A 22700-nucleotide genomic window follows, 5' to 3' on the forward strand; every position below is an offset into this window, starting at 1 on the left:
AATACAACCGGGAAGCAGGCTTGTTGATTAACCAATAAAAACCATTTGACATCCCTCTATAGCTTTTCTGCCGACTGAGAGTATTAGCATGCCCTCCTCGAACAAAGCACGTTTTGCGCTCTTTAGGCAACGATAGTTGCCTAAAGAGCAGTTCAGTTTTCCCCCCTATAAAAATACTGCTACTCCTCGTAAAAAATAAAAGCATTTTTTATTTTTGTTTCCTATCCTCCTGTACTTTATCCATTTTTTGTGAATAAAATTGGAAACAAGATCATTTTTGAGGAGGAACGGCATGTATAGCTATGTGTTCCCAAAATTGTCTTATGACAAGATGCTTGAAATCATCTGGAGTGGTCTTCCGAAAACAAACATTCCAAAAAAAATTATTATTGTAGGAGCAGGAATGGCTGGACTTGTGGCAGCTTCTTTGCTTAAACAGGCAGGGCACCGTGTGACCGTGCTGGAAGCTTCCGAGCGAGTTGGCGGTCGAATTTATACACTTCGTTCAAATTTTCGTGAAGACCAATACTTAGAAGCTGGAGCTATGCGCATCCCATATACACACTCCTTGACAATGGCCTATATCAAAAAATTTAATTTACCGATAAACCCGTTTATTAATAGCACTCCCAATGATATCCTCTATCTTCGCGGAATCAAAACACGTCTCAACATTTACGAACAAACCCCTGATATATTTGGATTTCCCGTTGCGGGGCATGAAAAAGGGAAAACAGCATCACAATTGCTACAAATGTCAATTCGCCCTGTGACAGAATATATTAGCCAAAATCCAGCAAAACACTGGCCAATTATGATTAAAGAGCTTGATAAGTATTCATTAGATACTTATTTAAGATATAATCCGTTTGGTCCTAGATTGTCGCGTGGAGCAATTGATATGATTAAAGCTGTCCTTTCCTTAGAAGGATTTCCGGAGCTTTCTTTTCTTGAGATGCTTCGCGAACTGATGGTACTATTTACCCCAAATATGAAATTTTATGAGATTACAGGTGGTAACGACCTATTGCCAAAAGCATTGGCTGCGCAACTAAAAGAAAATATCCTATACGGACAAAAAGTGCGAAAAATTGAACAACATAATGAACAAGTCACTGTTCATGCTATCCATACAAAAATTTTAGAACCGTTTCAGGTGACAGGAGATGTAACAATTATCACTATTCCTTTCTCTGTTTTGCAATTTGTCGAAATCGAACCTAGAAATTCTTTTTCCGAAGAAAAGTGGAAAGCTATTCGCGAACTTCACTATGTCGGGTCGACTAAAACCGGCATTCAATTTAAAAATAGATTTTGGGAAAAAGAAGGAATGTTTGGAGGGAAAACAATATCTGATCTCCCTATCACCTATACACAATATCCAAGCCACGGAATCGGTAAACCGGGACCTGGAGTAGTTTTAGCCAGTTATACGTGGGAGGATGATACCATCCCTTGGGATAGCTTAAGTGACGAAAATCGATTAGAATACACCCTTAAAAATTTAGCTATGATACATGGCAAACAAGTTTATCGAGAATTTGAAACAGGATTAAGCCATAGTTGGGTGCGCTATCCTTATTCTGGAGGAGCATTTACAATGTTTAAGCCTCAACAAGTCACAGAACTATCGCCATACATAGGGACTCCTGAAGGAAGAGTGTATTTTGCAGGGGAACATGCCTCAACAACACATGGATGGATTCAAGGAGCGATTGAATCAGGGATACACGCTGCCTATGAAGTAAATAATTTACCTAAGACATACAACGAATAAAAGACCTCTCACCTTCCCTTCCTCTTCTCTTCTCGGATTCCTTGTGCGTCGGGACGACTCGCAGCGGATTCACAGATGTTTCGCTCGTTGCTCTATCCTGCCGGGCTCTTTCGTACGCTATATACATGCCACTGGAGAGTTTAACTTATTTTTTTGACTGTTGGAGGCAAGCCTTTGGCTTGCCTCTGTCACGCGTTCGCGTGACAAAAAACCGAACAACGAGCCGCCTCCCAGATATAGTGACACGAGTGGGGCACTGGTGCTTCCTCTGTCCATTTTGCATCAGTCTGTTCAACGCGTGAAAAAAAAAAGCCCTCTTCGGGCTTGGGACGTCCCAGGAGAGATTCGAACTCCCGACCGACGGCTTAGAAGGCCGCTGCTCTATCCTGCTGAGCTACTGGGACACGACATAAAAAATACATTTCCTTTTTTATTCTATCCCGCCCCACTCTCGGTAAGCTAATTCAAGCAGTGGCTCGAGTGGTGCGCTGATGCTTCCCTCCGTAGCCTATTCAGACGTGCTGAGCTACTGGGACACGGTATGAATAACAATGTTTTGCATTTTCATTCATCAACTTGTTTGGCTGTGCCTCTTCCTCTACTAGCTTATTCGAGGAAGCTCTATGCGTCGAGGCAACTCGTAGCCAATTCACAGTTGTGTTGCTCGTCGCTACTGGGACACGGTATTATTATTTGAAACAATAAGCGGGTGATGGGAATCGAACCCACGACGCCAGCTTGGGAAGCTGGAGTTTTACCACTAAACTACACCCGCGTGGAACGCCGAAGGCGGCACCCGGATTCGAACCGGGGGTAAAGGTTTTGCAGACCTCTGCCTTACCACTTGGCTATGCCGCCGAGAGAGCGGAAGACGGGACTCGAACCCGCGACCCCCACCTTGGCAAGGTGGTGTTCTACCACTGAACTACTTCCGCATATGGCTGGGGTAGCTGGATTCGAACCAACGCATCACGGAGTCAAAGTCCGTTGCCTTACCGCTTGGCTATACCCCAATGAATGTGCTATACAGCTAATGGGGCGACTAGTGGGAATCGAACCCACGAATGCCAGAGCCACAATCTGGTGCGTTAACCACTTCGCCATAGCCGCCATAAACAGGGGCAGTAGGAATCGAACCCACACCGGAGGTTTTGGAGACCTCTGTTCTACCATTAAACTATGCCCCTAAATGGTGGAGGGGGACGGATTCGAACCGCCGAACCCACAGGGAGCGGATTTACAGTCCGCCGCGTTTGGCCACTTCGCTACCCCTCCAAGAGATGGCTCGAGACGGAATCGAACCGCCGACACAAGGATTTTCAGTCCTTTGCTCTACCGACTGAGCTATCGAGCCGTTATATAATATGTATTATTTATGACTTGCTTATTTTGTGTATCGAATTGTGGTGTTTAACTATATAACTTAATCTATGTTATGTAAAACAAGTGAAAATATGTATGGCGGAGGAAGAGGGATTCGAACCCCCGCGGGCTGTTACACCCCTATCGGTTTTCGAAACCGACCCCTTCAGCCAGGCTTGGGTATTCCTCCGCGAAGTGGAGCCTATCGGGATCGAACCGATGACCTCCTGCGTGCAAAGCAGGCGCTCTCCCAGCTGAGCTAAGGCCCCAAGATAAAATGGTCGGGAAGACAGGATTTGAACCTGCGACCTCATGGACCCGAACCATGTGCTCTACCAAGCTGAGCTACTTCCCGATTCAGAGTCATCATGCACGGTCCAAGCTGGAGCGGAAGACGGGGCTCGAACCCGCGACCCCCACCTTGGCAAGGTGGTGTTCTACCACTGAACTACTTCCGCATAAAACAGTGAGCAAGTATTATTATAATGAAAAGTTGCAGTTTGTCAATATAATCATTTCTTTTTTCTTTTATTCCGTCACTTCTACTTACCTAAACGACGATTTTTATTATACAACTATATTATATATTCGTCAATAATAAAATTAGAAAGATGTGTCGATGAATCCATAAAAACTACTGGTATCGCTCTATCACCAGTTTTTCTTCCGGGTTCTGTGCATTTGCTTTCTCGAATAATAAATGCCCTGTGGACAAATTTTTTTGCCCATGGGCATTCTTGTTCGAGGGATGAGGCAGAAGAGCCGGTCATATGGGAAAAAATCGATATTCAACACAAATACTTTACGGAATAAGCTGATTAACAATAAATTTAGCACTTGCTAATGGATCGATTTTTTGTTGGAATTGTCTTATTTGGTTGTGTAAAAACTCCAATTCCTGTGGAGAAAAAAGTAATTTTTCGATTAAAACATCCATGTGATTCATATCTTCAATTTTTATAGCTAAATGATTATTGATTAAAAAATCGCAATTTTTTTCTTCATGACCAGGGATTGGTTGATATATACACATAGGCAGACCTGTTGATAACGCCTCAAAACAAGTCAATCCCCCCGATTTTGTAATAAGTAAATCAGCAGCTTCCATCCATTCGTCAATGTGATGAACGAATTCTAAAATATGAAAATGAGGGTGATGGAACATTACCTCCCTTAGCAATTCCGTTCTTAGCGTTTCGTTAAATCCTGTACAGATGATAACCTGAATTTTTTCTTTCCATTTCAACAGAGAATAAGCAAGTTGCTGGATTCCGCCTAATCCTAATCCCCCTCCCATGATGATGACAGTAGGAATATTTTTCAATTTTAATTTTTTTCGCATTTCTTGTTTGTTTTTCTTTGTCCAAAAATTAGATCGTATTGGCAACCCTGTTACTACAATGCGATTTTTGGAAACCCCCATCCTAACTAATTGGCGCTGCACCTCTTCACTGGACACTAAATATACATCTACCTCTCGATGAACCCATGCCCCATGAACATGAAAATCAGTAATTACCGAGCAAAGAGTAAACCTATACCCCCTCCTCTTTAGTCGAGAGGCAGACGAGCTGGTAAACGGATGGGTGCAAATAATACAGTCAGGGTTTTCTTGTTCAAGAAGAACTTCAATTTGTCGATGAAACAATTGGTAAATAAGAAATTTTTCCCAATCAGACAGAGGTTTGCTTTGTTTATAACGATACATTTTTCCCCATAATGAAGGAGAACGAGCGATTATTTTAAGGTATGTATTAAGTAACAACCTAGTAGAAAGAGGGTGGAGAATTTGTCCTACCTCTAAAATTTTTGTTTGAATGGAAGGTGCTAAATAAGAAATTCCTTGCACTAACGCTTCGGCAGCTTTTGTATGACCACTGCCAATGGCTTCAGATAGTATTAATACTTTCTTACTCACAAATTACATCCCCTTACTAAAAAGAATCATTACTATCAGGCGTGTTGATTAACCATTAAAAACCAGTTGACATTACTTGATTCCTATCTTTTCTGCCGTAGTCGGCACTTTGCCGACTGGGAGTATGAGCATGCCCTCCTCGAACAAGGAACGCTTTGCCAGCAAATGTCATTTGCCCGCCGGCGTTCTTGTTCGAGGGAAGAGGCAGAAAAGCTTGTGTTCAGCCATATGATTCTGGGTTCATCACCAAAAGATGTACTTGCCCCTGCCATTAAAGTATGTTAGCTGTTTCTAACCGAACCCGCAATGCAAAACGTTGGATATTTCTGTATCCGTATCCTCGACGTTTAATCAGCTTGATCTTGTTATTCGTTCCCTCCATTTTCCCATTCGAATAAGGCGATAAAATGCACGATATGATTTCGTCTGTTCGTTTGACGAGTGATTTTGCGATGGCACGCACAACCGAACAAGGACAAAACGAATACCGATGAATCCAAGCCTCCAAACGTCGTTTCGCCTGTTGCACGTCTTTGCTTTTGGACACATAGCGAAAATGTTGGAGCGATTGGTAGACAGACTTTAAGTAATCGCTTTCATTACACCATTCTCGTACAATTTGACGTTCTTCCTCTATAAGCTTCTCTGGACATTGGCTCAATAAACGACAAACGTAACGAACATTTCCATGTTTCTTGCCTCCTTTGTCTAAATATTTGCGACAACGCTCTAAAGCATCTGTAAACAGCTGAATGACATGGAAATAATCGACCACATGTGTCGCCTCTGGGCAAATCCCTTGAATCGCTTTTTTCATCGCTGGAGCCAAATCGCTCACGACATACTGAACAGAACCAGACACATGAGCCAACGCACGTCCAATGGCTTCCTCGTTCTTTCCTGCTTCAATGGCATACACTTCTCCCGTTTCGGCATCCATGATCGCCACTCCGTAGTCATGCCCTTTTCGAAAAGCAAACTCATCGACACAAACCGCCTTTGGTTGGATTTCATTCGATAGGAAGGAAGGGGCATGAGTATAAAACCAACGTTCAACGGTCGTGTAAGGAAGCTTGAGCATACGAGCCACTGCCTGAATGGATGTTCCGATGCAAGATTGCGCGACCCATTGCTGAAAAGCATCCGTCGCCACACTTCGAGGAGCGATGGCTGGATAAGACGTGCTGAATGTCATGCCACACGTACCACAACGTCTGCGCTCTACAGGAAGTTCAATCCAAAAAATTCCGATTCGCTGAGCATAGCCATGCATCCATTGCTTCTTTTTGCATGTCATTTTGATCGTGCGCTTCAAGCAGACAGGACATAACGGGCATTGTTCGGGCAGAGAAAGTTCGAAAATCCAACGTTCTTCTTCTTTTCGTACCTTTTGAATCAAAACATCTGGTAAATCGATGAGTTCTTTGATAAACTGAGAGTACATGCGAATTTTCCTCCAATGGTTTGGTTTGGTCACCTTTACCATACAGGAAAATTCGCATTTTTTGTACCCTCTATTTTCTCTATGCACACCTATCTTAAATGATCAAGTACAACTTGTGGTGAAGAGCCTGATTCTGTTTTTTTAGTAAAATAATGGATAGTCAACACTCGTGAAAAAGCCAAGTACAAAACTTGCGTAAAATGGAAGAAGGGCAAGAACGAGCCATTCTTTCCATGATGCTTGCTGCTGCCGAATGGTTAGAAACGCCCAAAGCGCAAGCGGCATGCCGAGCGTACTTAACATGCCCGACGGCCAAAAAGGAGTAAGCGCAAACGTAAGTGCCACTCCGACGCGAATGAGATACGATTCGTTTTCCTTCAAAAAATGCCGTTTTAGTAATAGATACATGCCGAAAAATGCGAACACACGCGTAATCGTTTGGCTTAAAGCATACGCGACCATGGATGGAAATAGCGCATGAAGCCAGACGATGCCGCTAAATTCGGTTCCGTAAGCGTTACGCGGCAATCCGTTGATCACTTGCGGGATTTTCGCATCGATAGGTCCGAACAACTCCCCGCTTCGTGTAAGCACCTTATACCAAGCAATATTGGAATCTAAATTATCATGAACGCGAATATGCGCATTTTCTCCTAGAATATAAAGTGGCGATAAATAAAGTGCTAAAAGAAAGAGAGCGATCCACATAGCCGTTCGCTCTTTTTTTTCGAGTGGTTGGCTGTCTTGCATGAATGTTCTCACCTTTGTTTCTCTTTTATAGGAAATATCACAACCACTTTTGTCCCTTCGCCTTCTTTGCTTTCAATCGAAATCGTTCCTTCATATTTTTCCACGAGGCGCTTGGCGATGGAAAGTCCGAGTCCGTTGCCGCCTTGTTTTCGGCTGCGCGCCTTGTCTACTCGGTAAAATCGATGAAAAACGTAAGGAATGTCTTCTTGCGGGATTCCGATGCCAAAATCTTGGATCACGATGTTCGCTTTCCCATTTTCCGCATAGACAAAAAGGTGGATTTCTTTCCGAGACTCTCGGCTGTATTTCACCGCATTGTCCAACAAAATAATAAAAATTTGCTCAAGATGCAAGACGGTAATGGGAATATGCACACGTTCTCTGCAGATTTGCCGAAACGTATAGTCTTCATACACACTCGAAAAATTGCGGACGACCGAGTCTAGCACGGCGCATACGTCTACTGCTTCTGCCGCCTCTACTGTTTCCGCTTCCGCACGCGATAACTGCAACAATTCATTCACTAAATGAATCAGCCGCTCCACTTCTTTTAAACTCGACTGCAGCGATTTATTTAATACATCTGGGTCATGTTTCCCCCAGCGGTTTAACATCGTCAAATGCCCTTTAATAATCGTTAACGGCGTCCGTAATTCATGGGAGGCATCTTCGACAAACTGTTTTTGCTGTAAAAACGCTTGTTCTAGGTCGTCCATTAAGTCATTAAAAAGCTTGCCGAGCTGTGCCAGTTCGTCATTCGTATCATTGATGGGCACCCGTTCATTCAATCCGTTTGTTTTGATTTTTTGCACCGTATTCGTCATCGCCTGCACGTTCACAAGAAGTTGTTTGGCAATAATCGTGCCTCCCAAAAGACTTAAAATAATGGCACCTGCCCCCGTTGCAATCATGACAAGAAAAATAGTATCGCGAAAATGATCAAACGTTTCCATATTGCGAACAATTTCGATCGTACCGGGGAAAATAGTCAACGGAGAACGTAAAATAAGTAATCGCTCTTCCCCATGGTGAACGATTTCATATTGTGGCGATGTGGTGTTCTTCGGCTTCACCCAGCTGCTTGGAACAGCACGAGAAACCGTCAAGATCGGTTTTCCTTTTTTGTCTAATATTCGAAAAAGTTGGTTTTTCTCATTAATCGTCGCAAAATACGATTGATATCGTCGCAATTGTGAAGAGGTTTGAATGGATTTCTCTTCTAAAAACGCTTTAATTTCCGTTAGTTGGTGCTGCATGTTTTGTTGTTCGTAGCTGACGCTCCACTTTTCAATTACGATATACTGTAACAAATTGTAAGAAATAAACAATACGCTTAACAATACGGAAGACCAAATCGTCAATTTCCACTTAATCGGAAGTTTTTTTATCATTCCCGCATCACATATCCAACTCCCCGAACTGTCTGGATATATTGTTCTTTATCTTCTGCGTTTAGTTTATTGCGCAAATAGCGGACATACACATCGACCACGTTCGTTTCTACAGCATAATCATAGCCCCATACTTGATCTAATAACATCTCACGCGTCAGTACGCGGTTAATATTTCTCATAAACATTAAAAGGAGCTCAAATTCTTTATTGGTTAACTCAATAAGCTCTTTCCCGCGTTTGAGTACACGTGACTCAATGTCCAACTCCAAATCTTTAAACGTCAAAAGGTGCGGCTTTGTTTCCCTTTTTTCTTCACGGCGCAAAATGACGCGAATTCGTGCCAACAACTCTTCAATCGCAAACGGTTTAACGACATAGTCGTCTGCTCCGCTATCTAATCCCATGACGCGATCCATGACGCTATCTCTTGCGGTTAACATAATAATCGGCGTCTCTTTCTCATTCCGCAGGCGACGACATACTTCCATTCCATTTAACCCCGGCAACATCAAGTCAAGCAAGATGACGTCGTAATCGTGTTTTACGGCTAAATCAAGCCCGCTTCTCCCGTCATGTGCTATGTCCACTTTATATCCTTCATAGTGGAGCTCAAGCTCTAAAAATTCCGTCAACCCTTCTTCGTCTTCAATAATTAAAATTTGATACATCTCTCTGCCCCCATCTACATGAGTAAGTGAACGGCTAAAGCGCCGCCAAATAAAAGAGCGGCCAATTGATGCAGCTTTTTATAGCTTCTGCTCTGCTTTCCTTTGCTAAGCCGTTGTAACACATATCCGATCATACTAACAAGAAGCAAGCTTCCGAACGCTCCAACTCCGCTATATACTCTGCCTATTTGATCGCCATGATGCAATAAAAAATACGTACCATGGCTAATGACAAGAAGAAGGGCGAGAGAGCCGAATAACGTATGGTGTTTTCGGAAAAAAAGGAACACTTCTTTTATATCATATTGCGAGCGAATATTTCGTTTCTTCCCTTGAATAAACGCATGGCGAACGAGCCACATTCCACCGCCGGCAATGGTACTAAATTCCGCCAACGTTCCTAACAATTTGTACAGTTCTTTATGTTGACCTTGTCCGGTTAACCAGATAAGCACAAATAACGCAACACTTAATGAGGTTAACAGCGCTCCTGCTATTTTCACAACTAAATGGAGAAGAGGATGAGAAAAAACTGCCTTCACTCGCTTCACCCCTTTTTTCCCTTTATCATACCGCATGATTTTAAAGAAAAAAGAGAAAGGAAATGAAAATTTTTTCATAAAACAAGCCCCTTCTGTAGATGGACGTGGCGTTGGTCATAAATTTTTCCTTTTTCACATTTTCCCTCTTAGCTTGTATAATGATAACCGTACTAATAGAGCAAAGGGGGGCTTTTTGTGCTTACGTTTATGCAGCTTTTCAAAGCATACCGCTCGCTTTGGTCAAATCGGTCGCTTGCAAAAGACGAGGAATTAACAGAAGACATGTGTAAAGCGTTGCTTTATGAGGCAATGGAAAAAGAATTGCGCGATGAAATGACCCATCCGCGTGTTCGGCAAGCGCCAGAAGTGAAATTTCATTATGCCGTAAAGCGAATCATGGCAGCACCGTTAACAGAAACAGAAAAACTCGCTTTAATTGACCTGCATTTAGAAGTGATGGAGCAAATTTTATTTTAGCACACAAGTGTTGATTATCCATTATTTTACTAAAAAACATATATAAATGCACATGGAAGTGTTAACATTTTTCGACTGTCGGGCGACCTAAGAAAAGCGCAAAGCGCCCGCCTATCGGCGAAGAGCGCACAAGCCCCACCAAGGAGGCTCAGCCCAAGCAAAGCTTGGGCTTGCGTGGGATATTTCAAAGAAGCGACCTCAGTGTGTCGCCGCCAAAAGAAGGGGCGGAGCGCATCACACCGATGGCGCTTGGAGCTAGACAGCTCTCTGCCCAATTGCAAAATTTCTTTGAACAACACCTCTTCCAGACAAATGAATTTGTCTGGAAGGCGGCTCGTTGTTCCGTTCTCTGTCACGAGAACGTGTGGCGCAGGCAAACCAAAGGCTTGCCTCCGACAGTCGAAAAAAATAAGTGAAACTCCCTTGTTGCATGTATATAGAATCCTATGGCTGAACACAAGCTTTTCTGCCTTTTCCCTCGAACAAGAACGACGGCGGGCAAATATCATTTGCCTGCAAAGCGTTCCTTGTTCGAGGAGGGCATGCTCATACTTCCAGTCGGCAAAGTGCCGACAACGGCAGAAAAGCTATAGAGTAATGTCAACTAGTTTTGATTGGTTAATCAACACGCCTGATTTTAGCAAAACAGCCCCTCTTACTTGGGGCTGTCAAAATAAATACACTTTTTCAAACTCTTCCTTTGGCAACGGTTTACCTAGCACATATCCTTGAATTTCATCACAGCGAAGTGAACGAAGAATGCGTAGTTGCTCGTTCGTTTCGACCCCTTCGGCGATGACACGCAACTTCAGGCTTTTCCCTAACACAATAATGGAAGCAACAATCGCCGCGTCTTCTTCTACTTCCGTAATACCGTCGATAAATGGTTTGGCAATTTTTAGTCTATCTATTGGAAATTTACGTAAATAACTTAGCGAGGAATAGCCCGTGCCAAAATCATCAATGGAAATATGGACACCTATTTGCTTCAATCGTTTTAATTTTTCAATCGTATATTTCTCGTTAAACACAGCCACTCCTTCTGTAATTTCTAAATCCAGCAGCTCCGCAGGAAGGTTTGTTTCCTTTAAAACAGACGTGATGTAATTCACAAGATTTTCTTGTAGAAATTGTTTTGGAGAGATATTAATGCTCATTTGCAGCGAACGGCCGCTTTGCTCATTCCATTGCTTGATTTGTCGACACGCTTCTTCAATCACCCATTCCCCAAGTACAATAATTTGCCCTGTTTCTTCGGCGACTGGAATAAATACTCCTGGGGAAACAATCCCCATTTCCGGATGAACCCAACGAATCAACGCCTCCATCCCAATCATGTCGCCAGTTACGAGGTCAAATTGTGGTTGATAAAACAGTTTTAGCTCCCTCTTTTCAATAGCCTGATAGAGGGCTGTTTCAATCATTGTTTTTTGGCATACCGTTTGTTCCATTTTTCCATCAAAAAACTGGGCTTGATTTTTCCCTTGTTCTTTTGCGCGATACATAGCAATGTCCGCGTTTTTCATCAACATTTCCGCTGTTTCTCCGTCATACGGGTAAACAGCGACACCAACACTTAACGAAATGCGAATATCCGTATGGGCAACTGCGATCGGGTCATTCGCAATGTCTAATAGTTGTGGGACGATCAAGCGGAGCTCTGCTAAATCCTGTATCGGTGCAATAAGCGCGATGAATTCGTCCCCTCCTTGGCGTGCGATAACATCCGCTGAGCGCAGCGATTGTTTGAGCCGTTCGCTTATTTTTACAAGCAGTTCATCGCCTACTCGATGGCCAAAATAATCGTTAATTTGCTTGAATCGATCCACATCAATAAAAATAACGGCCAGCAAATGTGACTGTTGGTTGGCATGTATAATCGCCTGCTCTAGCGTTCGAACAAACGAACGCCGGTTTGGAAGACCTGTTAAAAAATCGTGGTTTGCTGCATAAAACAACTCGTCATTCTTTTGCTGCAGCTCTTTCGTCCGTTCGGTTACTTTTTGTTCGAGTTCGCTATTTAACCATTGCAAATTACGTACTAACCGCTCATTTTCTAATAATGTCACGACTTGCCTTACAACAACTAAAACAATCGCCATCATAAACCCGATTTCTGCTGCTCCGCGTCTACTTTCATAGAAAAAAAACAAGCAAAATAACGGAAATAAACTAATATATGGAAAAAATGTTTTCACCCGCGACACCGATCGTTCATTTCCATAGCTAAATGGAAGTGTCGCTTCGGATGCGTATACTCCGGAAAGACCTGTGATTAACACACTAGCAATCCATAACGGGTCTAACCACGTATGTGGTACATAATCGAACCGAAGCATTTGTACAAGATAAATGGTATCTGCCACGACAAAAAGCGATATTCCGAACAAATTTAGCCATAATATCGTTCGCGCAGAAGAATAGACGGAAAATAAAAGCACGAGCAATAAAAAAGCAACAACTAAATCAAGCAATGGGTAACTGATCAAAACGAATAGGTATAAAAAGGACATGTGAGGAGTGATGAGCGGTTGAATCAAGTAAATCCAACTGAATGTGGCACAAACAGTAATGACAATTAACGCGTCTAGCAGCGCTTTCTGGATGTCGAACGGTTTCCTTTCTCGTAGGATAATGTGGATTAACGCTGCGCAGTACAGGACTGTATTCGCCATGTAAAATACGTCCGACCAACTAGGAAATGGTGGTTCCATATGCTTTAACAGTTCATCATACCGATACACGATTTCCGCTATTAAATATGAAAATATACTTAAAGATAAAATGCCCCAAAATCGACGTTCAGTTTTCTGCATCCGAAAGTAAGCGGTTAACAGCCAACTCAACGAAACCGCTGATCCAAATATGGAAAAAAAACTGCTCACCCACACTTCCATCGTTGCGTCATCTACAAAAAAAATTGTTCCATAATAAGCAGCAATATAAACACTAATGAATATGGCACATCTCCACTTCCCCATTCCCTTTCCCTCCTCCCTTCATCCTATGCGCGAATGGATAGAAACAATTAGACAACCGTCCCCATACATAAAAAAATGGACGCGAAACATACTATGTATCGATATCACGAAAGGAGGGGATTGGATGCCTTTAGTTCCTTATGATCCATTTCACCATTTAGAAACGGTACGGCGTGATTTCAACCGCTTTTTCACGACTGATTTTCCATCACTTTTTCGCGCAGATGAGATGATGCCACGCATCGATATGCACGAAACCGAGCGCGAGTATATCGTCTCATGCGATCTACCTGGTCTTGAGCGGAAAGAAGACGTACAAATTGACGTGCACAACAACGTGTTGACCATTAGTGGGACGATTCAACGAAACGAAGCGATAAAAGAAGAGCACGTCCATCGCCGCGAACGTTTCTTTGGTCGCTTCCAACGGTCAATTCCACTGCCGGCGAACGCTTCTGCCGAGCAAATTCACGCCACCTACAAAAACGGCGTACTCGACATTCACATTCCAAAAATCGCATCCGACCAGCGGAAAAAGGTCGATATTCAGTTTCATTGAACAAGAAAACAGGTGAACCCGTTCTGTTCACCTGTTTTTGCATGGACCGCTACTTTCGCGGACGATGAATTGAGTTGGGATGACGACTTTTTTGGACAGATGGCGCTTTGTCGTCAACCTTTCCACTAACAATTCGACCGCCGTTTCGCCCATAAATTCCGTATACACTTTCACCGTCGTTAATGGCGGCTGGACAAATTCCGCTGTCGGAATGTCGTTAAACCCGACAAGCGAAACATCTTCTGGCACGCGAATCCCTGCTTCATGAAGCGCCCGCAATGCGCCAATTGCCATGGAGTCGCTCGCGACAAAAAAGGCGGTTGGATAGTCCTTTGTTAACGCTTCTTTCATCAGGCGATAGCCCTCTTCGGCAATAAACCGTCCCGTCCACACGTAATTTGGTTCGTACAGCCCTTTCACATATAAATATTCATAAAACGTCGTTTCCCGCTCGTCGCGAATAAGCGTCTCCCCATCCACATATTCTCTCCCGCCAATGTAGCCGATTGTTTCATGCCCAAGCGAAAGCAAATAATCCAACACCCGAATCATCGACTGGCGAAAATCGATCACGACCGAATCAAACCTCATTTCGTCTGGAGAACAATCAACAAAAACGATGTGTTCCGTACTTGCGGTAAACACCTCCATATCTTTCGGACCGAACTTCCCGACCGCGATAATGCCGTCTAGTCCTGTCAACCATTCCGACTGGTAAGAGTCGCCTTGTTTGAACAATTTGACAAGTTCGATTTGACGGTCAAAGCATTCCTTCTCGACCCCAAGCCGAATCGCCATGTAATACGGGTCGCCTAATTCTTGCAGCTCCGAATACCAATGCACCAATCCAAACCTTAACCGCTCTTTCGTTGTATGTTGGTTGCGCTCGCGCAACGTTTTATAGTTCAGTTCTTGCGCGACTTCAAAAATTTTTTTCCGCGTTTCATCGGAGACAGATAGCGTCGGGTCATAGTTCAACACGCGCGACACCGTTGCCACCGACACCCCTACTTTCTCCGCGATTTCTTTTAATGTTGCCATAAAACTCCACTTCCTTACCATTGGTTTAAAAGGACGATTTTACTCTCATATGGATGCAACGTGATATGTTGAAATACTTTTTCTTCAGCCGTATGATTCATCACAAATAAACATGAATCGTCTCCCTCTCCTCTTTTATACACCTCTACCCCTTCTTCGCTTGGAATATGCCAAATATCGTTAGCAAGCACGACATCTTTTGCGATCGCTTGTAAAACATCTTCTTCTGCTCCGCATCCGACATAATATACAGTACCTTTTTCATACGTATTTTTCGTTACCGCTGCCTGTGGATAAAAGGAGTCATCATAACGATACAATATTTCCGCAGTCACAGGGGTTACTAAATCGCGCCAAACAGAACAATAAGATGTTTTCCCTGTATATTTCCCTTCTCCGATCATCCGAATCCGCTGCGACACCGAAAGAGACTCTACTTCATGAACTTCGATTCCTGCGATCTCCCTTACATATCCAGGCAAAACTTTTTTAAAATGAATATTGTTATGTTTGTCTTTTAAACCGGTCCGAAACGAAAAAATAATCGTGCCCCCTTGTTTAACAAATGCTTCGAACCGTTTTCCTAAGGCTTCATCAATGATTTGAAGGGCAGGAACAAGAAGTACTTTATACTTAGAAAAATCGCGTGTCACTGGAATAACATCGATATGAGTATTCCATTTGTAAAATGGTGTATACAATCGCAAAAGTTCATTCGTAAAGTCAAATCCTTCACTTTGCCGTTGAAAACGCCATGACCAAATATTATCGTAGTCATACAGCACCGCAATATCCGCTCGAATTTCTGATTGGATGAGCGGTTCATGAGAAGCAATTTCTGCAAAAAACGACTGGACTTCGCGATATTTTCGACCACGGCGATTGCTATGGTCGACAATTCCGTAACAAAACTGCTCCGCGCCGCGATTCATCCCGCGCCAGCGGAAATAAAGCATATTCGTGCAACCATGGGCAAACGCTTGGTACGACCACATTTTGGCTTGATTCGGCCGCGGCAAACAGCCAATGACATCATGTCCTTGCGCTCCCATCAATTCTTCCACAATCCAATAGTTTTTTCCAAGCAGACCTCGAATAAAATCATGCGTCATCGCAATCGCTGCTGGGGAAATCGGCTCCATCAGTCCTCCCCATACAGGGTAATTATCATAGGAAACAAAATCCATATATTTTACATTTTCTTCATGATCGAACCATTTTTGAAAAAACCCGCCCGATACGTTCGTCGTTACTTGTTGATGCGCTCCCTTGTGTTGACGAACGATATTCGTCATTTCATGGGCATAGCTATTGACCGAATAAGAACGGAAGCGCGCCCAATCTAATTGCAAAGAAGGATTATGGGTCGTAATCGTTTTTTTCGGAATCGGAATTTCCGTAAAATCATTGTACGTTTGTCCCCAAAAAATCGTACCATATGCCTCATTTAGCGCATCAATTGTTTCATATTTGTCTTGCAAAAACAGTTGGAACTTTTCGTGGCATTGCTCACAGTAGCACATATCGCTTCCTTCATGGCCAAATTCATTATCGATTTGCCACGCAACAATCGCTTCTTCGTCTCGATAGTGCTCTACTAGCTTTTGGGTAATGCGAGCGCTATATGTTCGATAAACATCTGAATTAAAGCAATATTGGCGACGTCCGCCGAATACGCGCACATTCCCATTTTCGTCTTTCGATAAAATCTCCGGATATTTTTTTGCCAGCCAAGCAGGGAATGTTGCGGTCGGTGTACCGAATAAAATGGAAAAACCTTGTTGCTTTAGTTTAGCAATGACATGATCGAAAAAAGAAAAATCAAACTCCCCTTCTTTCGGCTCCATCAAATGCCACGCAAATTCTCCAATGCGGACAATGTTCGCTCCGAGTTCTTTTATTCCTTGAATATCTTCTTCCATCATTTCTTTCGGCCAATGTTCTGGATAATAGTCGACACCTAGGTACAATTCGATCCTCCTCCATTCGATGAACACAACAGCGCTCTATTTTTCATAAACAGATGGTAAACTATCTGCATTTTTTTGACACGTTTGCAAAAACCGCCGAAACGCCTGCTTGCCTTCTTTCGTTCGTTTGAATACCCCCGCATGCTCGAGTACGGTAATAAAGCGCTTCCCTACCTCTGTCCGTAAAATGTCCCACACGTCCTCCTCTTGAATGGAAGGATAGGAGGCGCGCATTTGTTCATACCAATCCCAATGTTTATGCATCGTTTTTTCCCATTTGTCTTTGCTTACGTTGTGAACGAGATAGGTTGCTAATGTTTTTAATTCTTCCGAAAGCCTTCCTGGCAATACAGCTAGCCCCATGACTTCAATTAGCCCGATGTTTTCTTTTTTTAGATGATGCAATTCTTCATGAGGATGGAAAATACCGTACGGATGCTCAGGCGATGTTCGGTTATTGCGCAAGACGATATCCATTTCAAACCATTCGCCGCGCCGTCTCGCAATCGGCGTAACGGTATTATGTGGCGTGTCGCCAGTATAGTTATAAATTCCGACACTCGGATCGCTGTACGTTTGCCACGTGCGATAAAGCAAATCCGACGCTTCTAGCACCTCCTCTTTTCGACCGCGAAGGCGGATGACCGACATCGGCCAACGGACAATGCCGGCAGTTAGCGTCGGGAATGCCGGCAACGATATATATTCCTCGATTTCTGCTTTCTCCATCGCAAACGTATAACGACCGCCTTGAAAATGGTCGTGCGCTAAAATTGAGCCGCCGACGATCGGCAAATCGGCGTTTGAACCGATAAAATAATGCGGGAATTTTTCGATAAAATCAAGCAGTCGTTCAAACGTTTTTCGTTCCGTTTTCATCGGCACGTGCTCGGCATGAAAGACGATGCAATGTTCGTTGTAATACACGTACGGCGAATATTGAAAATACCACCGCTCATCAAGAAGCAATAACGGAATGATGCGATGATTCGCACGCGCTGGATGATGCCACGTTCCTTCATACCCTTCGTTTTCTGCACAAAGAACACATTTCGGATAAACAGAAGGAGGAGCTTCTTTTAATTTGGCGATTTCTTTTGGATCTTTTTCCGGTTTTGCCAAATTAATTGTAATATCCATTTCCCCATATTCTGTTGTGGCTTTCCAATGTTCGTTTTTGGCGATTCGGTCGGTTTGAATATAGTTCGATGCACGGCTGAGCGCATAAAACCAATCGGTCGCTTGTTTTGGTGCTCGTTTATACCGTTCATAAAAGGTGCGAATTACTTCCGATGGACGCGGCATTAAGCAATTCATTAGTTTTGCTTCCCATATATCGCGTTCCGTCGTCGTGTTCGTCTGCAATAGCCCCCGCTCGTACGCCCAATCTAACATAGACGACAAAATCGCAGGAAGAGGGAGGGAGTTAGACGCTCCCTCCGGAGGTTGCCACTCGTCTAACTGTAAAGCCGCAAGCAGCCGATTACGCGTATAAATGACGTCTTCTTTTTGAAGGAGTTCATGCGTAAGCCCGTACTGAATTAAGTGTTCGATTGCCAAATAAACGTTCACCGCTTCCCACCTCGATAGCCGTTCGGATTTGCTCGATGCCATTGCCAAGCAGAAGCGACGATGTCATCGATGGTGGTATACGTTGGCTTCCAATCGAGTTCGCGCTTCGCTTTTTCCGAAGAAGCAACAAGCCGAGCCGGGTCTCCCGCACGTCTTTCGACGACTCGCGCCGGAATGTCATGGCCAGTGACACGGCGTGCTGCTTCAATCACTTCTTTGACGGTAAACCCGTTGCCATTGCCAAGGTTAAATACGTCGCTTTTTGCCCCGCTTCTCAACTTTTCGACCGCAAGCCAATGGGCATCCACTAAATCAAGGACATGAATGTAGTCGCGGATGCACGTTCCGTCATGGGTATCGTAATCATCCCCAAAAATATGAATCTCGTTTCGTTGTCCGAGCGCCACTTTTAAAATGAGTGGAATGACATGCGTTTCTGGGTCGTGGTCTTCCCCTAAATGTGCACCGTAAGCACCAGCGACGTTAAAATAGCGCAAAGAAATATAACGAATGCCGTACGCTTGATCGACCCATTTCATCATTTTTTCCATCGCGAGCTTCGTTTCCCCATACGTGTTCGTGGGCGCGGTCGGGTCGGTTTCAACAATTGGAATTTGCTTCGGTTCCCCGTATACCGCTGCAGTTGAGGAGAAAACGATTTGCTTCACGCCAAATTCGTTCATTACTTCCAACAACACTTGCGTTCCATATACGTTGTTGTCATAGTAGGCTAGCGGCTTTTCCATACTTTCCCCGACAAGGGAATTCGCTGCAAAATGAACGACCGTGTCGATGTCATGCTTTTGGAATACGCCGCGCAAAAACGCGCGATCACGAATATCCCCCTGATAAAACAACGCTTCTCGATGAATCGCCTCGCGATGCCCTGTCTGCAAATTATCGACGACTACAACTCGTTCCCCTTTTTCGATGAAGCGATGTACCGCATGGCTGCCAATGTAGCCGGCACCGCCGCAAACAAGAATCATAACCTCATCTCCTCTTTTTCTGTTAGTTCTTTTGCGCCATCGCCAATTTTTACGACATAAAAACTTGCTTCATAGCCGATTTTTTGCGCATATTCTCGACCGACTTGCTCGATGAACGAAAGGATATGTTCGTCTTTCACTATGTTCACCGTACACCCCCCAAAACCAGCCCCGGTCATCCGGGCACCGATCGTTCCTTCGTGCTTCCACGCTGCCTCCACAAGCGTATCAAGCTCTACTCCTGTCACTTCGTAGTCATTGCGCAAAGAGAGGTGGGACTGTTTCATCAAATAAGCAAAGCGTGCCAACTCTCCTTTCGCAAGCGCTTCTGCCGCTTTCATCACCCGTTCGTTTTCCGTCACCGCATGGCGGGCTCGCTTTTTCTCCACGTGAGAAAGAACGTGCTCATATTGAGCAAACTGTTCGCTTGTAAGATCGCCGAGCGAGCGAATTGGGAGGTATTGCTGTAACTTAGCAAGCGCTGCTTCGCACGTCGCTCGCCGCTCGTTATACGCCGAATCTGCTAACCCGCGCTGCTTGTTCGTATTGGCAATGACAATTGAGCAATTGCTCAGTGCAAGTGGCAAATAACGGTAGGTTAATGTTTGGCAATTCAATAAAATCGCGTGGTTCTTCCTCCCCATTCCGACAGCAAACTGGTCCATAATGCCGCAATTAACACCGATATAGTTATTTTCTACGGTTTGGCTCATTTTCACAAGTTCAAGCATGCTGAAGTTTGCTTGAAACAGTTCATTGACCATGACCGCTGTGACAAGTTCAATCGAAGCAGAGGACGACAACCCTGCTCCGTTCGGAATATTTCCGTAATATAGCACATCAAAGCCGCTGTCGATGATAACCCCTGACGCTTGAAACGCTGCGATAATTCCTTTCGGATAGTTCGCCCAGCCGTGCTCGTCGTTATACGATAAATCTGCTAGCGGTACGGTAATCACTCCTTTTTCAGGTAAATTTTGAGAATACAATCGAACGTCTGCGCTTCCCGTTTTTCTCACCAATGCATATGTGCCGATTTGCAATGCACACGGTAACACATGCCCACCGTTGTAGTCCGTATGCTCCCCGATCAAATTCACGCGACCGGGGGCGAAGAAGGTGCGAATTTCTTCCCTTCCCCCTCCAAACCATGCCATAAAATCCGTCTTTAGCTGTTCGATCATTTGTCTTTCCTCCTAAACTACTTTTATAGTAAATATTTTAGTAAATTTTTTAGTTAATCACAAGCGATTTTTCTATGTTGAAACATTTTTTTCTGACAAACGTATAACAACTAGCAAATTCACCCACGTTATGTATAAAGGGGGCCTGTGCCATGAAAACGAAGCAATCGTTAGAACAAGAATTGAAAAAAATCGAGCAATGGGAGCGCGACCAAAAAGATTTATGGTTTTGGGAAAAAATCGGGCGGCTTCCGTTTAAAGTATTGGATAAGTTGACACCTCCAATCGTGCATAAGAAACTCGGGCAACTTCTCGACGAACTTGGCAGCTACATGCAAAGCGGCGGGCAATATTTAGTGAACGAAGCAAAAATGTTGGAAAAATTCCCTGCCGCCTCTATTGAACAAGTCGCTCATCTTCCGCTAGAAACGATGGATCGTGTTTGCGATGAATTAGTCGAATCGCGTATTACGTTTGCCCAATACCAAGGAGCAACAACCGGCGTGGGCGGGCTGTTTACACTCGCGATCGATATCCCAGCCATGCTTGGCTTGGCGTTAAAAACATTACAAGAAATCGCCATTGCTTACGGCTATGACCCGAAAGAAAAAAAAGAACGCATTTTCATCGTGAAATGCCTTCAGTTTGTTTCAAGTGACATCGTCGGCAAAAAAGCGATTCTCGAGCAGCTCACGTCGTTTTCAAACGACCATCAACAAGTGTTCTCCCAGCTACAAGGCTGGCGCGAAGTCATTATGACGTTCCGCGACCAATTCGGCTGGAAAAAACTATTCCAACTCGTGCCAATCGTCGGCATTGTTTTCGGCGCCATGTTTAACAAAATGTTTATCGAAGACATCGCCGAAGCAGGGAAAATGCTGTATCGAAAAAGGAGAGTGTTGGAGAAAATGAAGCAACTCGAAACAATTATGTAATTTTTAATCATAATGAAAACAATTATAAAATAGCGGGGAATCCAATTTTCCCCGCCCGCTTTTTCCCGATCTCAACATCTACCGTTTCTAGTCTATCGACAATGACACACCCTTAATCATTTTTTCTTAGCATGCTTCCGCATGTCAAATGCGACTGCAACGATGATAATTAAACCTTTTACAATAAATTGAATATAAGGACTTACCCCTAGAAAAGCTAAGCCATAGTTGATAATTTGAAAAATCAGAACCCCCGCAATCACTCCGGATACTGTCCCAATTCCTCCAGATAACGACACGCCCCCCACTACACAAGCTGCGATGGCATCTAACTCGTACATATTCCCAGTATTGTTAGTAGCACTGCCTACCCGTCCCGCTTCCAACGTGCCAGAAAAGCCGTAGAGAAGACCTGCAATCGTGTAAATAATAATAAGGTTTTTGGTAACATTTACACCAGAAACTTTTGCAGCTTCAGGGTTCCCGCCAATTGCATACATATTTTTCCCGAGCTCGGTCTTATTCCAAATGACCCATATGATAACAGATATAACTATTGCATAAATAATAAGGTACGGAATTTCATACTGCCCAACAGGAATACCGCGTTGAGCAAAGGTCGTAAAGCTCTGATTTAATCCTCCAATCGGTTGCGCTCCATAAGGTGGACGATCAAAATAGATCGAGGTAATGCCATATACACCAATCATCATCCCTAATGTAGCAATAAATGGTGGTACATGGAATTTAGATACAATCACACCATTTAAAGCACCTAACAGCCCCGTAATTATCATTGCAATTAAAATTGGAATAAACAGCGGTAATTCAGGTAAATTAGGGTACATTTTGTAAGCATAGTCTGTTGCTTGCAAAAGCGAAGCAGAAACGACTGCGGCAAGCCCCACCATTCTCCCTGCCGACAAATCCGTACCCGCTGTAATCAAAATCCCTGCTACTCCAAGTGCAATGATGATGCGCGAAGAAGATTGACTTAATATATTGATTAAGTTAGTAATTGATAAAAAATCAGGAGATATGATTACTATTCCTGCGACAAGGAGTAATAGCACTACATATATAACATTGTCTACAAACCACTTCATCACTGTTGAGTTTTTTATCTCTCGAACCATC

16 protein-coding genes, 13 tRNA genes and 1 pseudogene are annotated in these 22700 nt (G+C 43.7%); 4 read left to right on the plus strand and 26 right to left on the minus strand.

What is annotated here, in order from left to right:
* Positions 1 to 292 precede the first annotated feature (292 nt).
* Positions 293 to 1777 carry a flavin monoamine oxidase family protein gene (locus GFC30_RS11315; protein WP_066325605.1) on the plus strand — a complete coding sequence of 495 codons (1485 nt, stop codon included), beginning with the start codon at positions 293 to 295 and terminating at the stop codon, positions 1775 to 1777.
* 330 nt (positions 1778 to 2107) lie between these two features.
* Here GFC30_RS11315 and GFC30_RS11320 read toward each other — a convergent pair.
* From GFC30_RS11320 to GFC30_RS11410, 19 genes and pseudogenes are all read right to left on the minus strand, one after another.
* A tRNA-Arg gene (locus GFC30_RS11320) sits at positions 2108 to 2181 on the minus strand.
* 300 nt (positions 2182 to 2481) lie between these two features.
* Positions 2482 to 2552, minus strand: a tRNA-Gly gene (locus GFC30_RS11325).
* Positions 2553 to 2564: 12 nt separating this feature from the next.
* Positions 2565 to 2635: transfer RNA gene (locus GFC30_RS11330), tRNA-Cys, on the minus strand.
* 5 nt (positions 2636 to 2640) lie between these two features.
* Positions 2641 to 2712 (minus strand) — tRNA-Gly (locus tag GFC30_RS11335).
* Positions 2713 to 2715: 3 nt separating this feature from the next.
* Positions 2716 to 2790, minus strand: a tRNA-Gln gene (locus GFC30_RS11340).
* A gap of 21 nt (positions 2791 to 2811) precedes the next feature.
* Positions 2812 to 2887, minus strand: a tRNA-His gene (locus GFC30_RS11345).
* Between the two features lie 6 nt (positions 2888 to 2893).
* Positions 2894 to 2964: transfer RNA gene (locus tag GFC30_RS11350), tRNA-Trp, on the minus strand.
* Between the two features lie 3 nt (positions 2965 to 2967).
* Positions 2968 to 3052, minus strand: a tRNA-Tyr gene (locus GFC30_RS11355).
* A 6-nt stretch (positions 3053 to 3058) separates the two neighbouring features.
* Positions 3059 to 3131 (minus strand) — tRNA-Phe (locus GFC30_RS11360).
* A gap of 105 nt (positions 3132 to 3236) precedes the next feature.
* A tRNA-Ser gene (locus GFC30_RS11365) sits at positions 3237 to 3329 on the minus strand.
* Between the two features lie 6 nt (positions 3330 to 3335).
* A tRNA-Ala gene (locus tag GFC30_RS11370) sits at positions 3336 to 3408 on the minus strand.
* Positions 3409 to 3417: 9 nt separating this feature from the next.
* Positions 3418 to 3494, minus strand: a tRNA-Pro gene (locus GFC30_RS11375).
* Positions 3495 to 3522: 28 nt separating this feature from the next.
* Positions 3523 to 3597, minus strand: a tRNA-Gly gene (locus tag GFC30_RS11380).
* Positions 3598 to 3941: 344 nt separating this feature from the next.
* On the minus strand, positions 3942 to 5057 hold the full coding sequence (locus GFC30_RS11385; RefSeq protein ID WP_066325608.1) for an MGDG synthase family glycosyltransferase: 1116 nt from the start codon (positions 5055 to 5057) through the stop codon (positions 3942 to 3944).
* A 271-nt stretch (positions 5058 to 5328) separates the two neighbouring features.
* Positions 5329 to 6501, minus strand: coding sequence for an ISL3 family transposase (locus GFC30_RS11390; protein ID WP_066322967.1), 1173 nt, complete (start codon positions 6499 to 6501; stop codon positions 5329 to 5331).
* Positions 6502 to 6672: 171 nt separating this feature from the next.
* Positions 6673 to 7251: pseudogene (locus GFC30_RS11395) on the minus strand (DUF6044 family protein); the annotation flags it as partial.
* An 8-nt stretch (positions 7252 to 7259) separates the two neighbouring features.
* Positions 7260 to 8642, minus strand: coding sequence for a HAMP domain-containing sensor histidine kinase (locus tag GFC30_RS11400; RefSeq protein WP_066325614.1), 1383 nt, complete (start codon positions 8640 to 8642; stop codon positions 7260 to 7262).
* A complete protein-coding gene (locus GFC30_RS11405; RefSeq protein ID WP_066325615.1) occupies positions 8639 to 9313 on the minus strand; it encodes a response regulator transcription factor in 675 nt (224 codons plus the stop codon). Before GFC30_RS11405 ends, GFC30_RS11400 begins: the two co-directional genes overlap by 4 nt.
* Before the next feature lie 14 nt (positions 9314 to 9327).
* A complete protein-coding gene (locus GFC30_RS11410) occupies positions 9328 to 9933 on the minus strand; it encodes a hypothetical protein (protein ID WP_066325617.1) in 606 nt (201 codons plus the stop codon).
* Positions 9934 to 10050: 117 nt separating this feature from the next.
* Here GFC30_RS11410 and GFC30_RS11415 point away from each other — a divergent pair, with 117 nt between their 5' ends.
* On the plus strand, positions 10051 to 10332 hold the full coding sequence (locus tag GFC30_RS11415) for a hypothetical protein (RefSeq protein WP_238583504.1): 282 nt from the start codon (positions 10051 to 10053) through the stop codon (positions 10330 to 10332).
* Between the two features lie 668 nt (positions 10333 to 11000).
* Here GFC30_RS11415 and GFC30_RS11425 read toward each other — a convergent pair.
* Entirely contained in the window at positions 11001 to 13313 is a 2313-nt protein-coding gene (locus GFC30_RS11425; RefSeq protein WP_066325625.1) for a putative bifunctional diguanylate cyclase/phosphodiesterase, read from the minus strand.
* A gap of 124 nt (positions 13314 to 13437) precedes the next feature.
* On the opposite strand from GFC30_RS11425, the gene GFC30_RS11430 reads away from it, so the two are divergent.
* A complete protein-coding gene (locus tag GFC30_RS11430; protein WP_066325627.1) occupies positions 13438 to 13872 on the plus strand; it encodes an Hsp20/alpha crystallin family protein in 435 nt (144 codons plus the stop codon).
* Positions 13873 to 13899: 27 nt separating this feature from the next.
* Here the strand turns inward: GFC30_RS11430 and GFC30_RS11435 are convergent, their stop codons facing one another.
* The 5 genes from GFC30_RS11435 to GFC30_RS11455 are packed head-to-tail and all read right to left on the minus strand — an operon-like array spanning position 13900 to position 20628.
* Complete coding sequence (locus tag GFC30_RS11435) at positions 13900 to 14913, minus strand: LacI family DNA-binding transcriptional regulator (RefSeq protein ID WP_066325629.1); 1014 nt, start codon at positions 14911 to 14913, stop codon at positions 13900 to 13902.
* 14 nt (positions 14914 to 14927) lie between these two features.
* Positions 14928 to 16883: a beta-galactosidase gene (locus tag GFC30_RS11440; RefSeq protein ID WP_066325632.1), complete on the minus strand. Its 1956-nt coding sequence runs from the start codon at positions 16881 to 16883 to the stop codon at positions 14928 to 14930.
* Between the two features lie 36 nt (positions 16884 to 16919).
* Entirely contained in the window at positions 16920 to 18455 is a 1536-nt protein-coding gene (gene galT / locus GFC30_RS11445; RefSeq protein WP_238583505.1) for a UDP-glucose--hexose-1-phosphate uridylyltransferase, read from the minus strand.
* On the minus strand, positions 18452 to 19444 hold the full coding sequence (gene galE, locus GFC30_RS11450; RefSeq protein ID WP_066325641.1) for a UDP-glucose 4-epimerase GalE: 993 nt from the start codon (positions 19442 to 19444) through the stop codon (positions 18452 to 18454). Before galE ends, galT begins: the two co-directional genes overlap by 4 nt.
* Positions 19441 to 20628, minus strand: a complete 1188-nt coding sequence (locus GFC30_RS11455; protein ID WP_066325643.1) for a galactokinase — start codon at positions 20626 to 20628, stop codon at positions 19441 to 19443. The genes galE and GFC30_RS11455 overlap by 4 nt, the downstream gene beginning before the upstream one ends.
* A 152-nt stretch (positions 20629 to 20780) precedes the next feature.
* Between GFC30_RS11455 and GFC30_RS11460 the strand changes: the two genes are divergently transcribed.
* Positions 20781 to 21563, plus strand: a complete 783-nt coding sequence (locus tag GFC30_RS11460) for an EcsC family protein (RefSeq protein ID WP_066325645.1) — start codon at positions 20781 to 20783, stop codon at positions 21561 to 21563.
* Between the two features lie 116 nt (positions 21564 to 21679).
* Here the strand turns inward: GFC30_RS11460 and mglC are convergent, their stop codons facing one another.
* The gene (gene mglC, locus GFC30_RS11465) at positions 21680 to 22699 is read right to left on the minus strand and encodes a galactose/methyl galactoside ABC transporter permease MglC (RefSeq protein ID WP_066325647.1); all 1020 of its coding nucleotides are present in this window, start codon (positions 22697 to 22699) and stop codon (positions 21680 to 21682) included.
* Between the last annotated feature and the right edge of the window lies 1 nt (position 22700).

It is taken from the genome of Anoxybacillus amylolyticus (assembly GCF_001634285.1).
In the GTDB taxonomy this organism is placed as follows: domain Bacteria; phylum Bacillota; class Bacilli; order Bacillales; family Anoxybacillaceae; genus Anoxybacteroides; species Anoxybacteroides amylolyticum.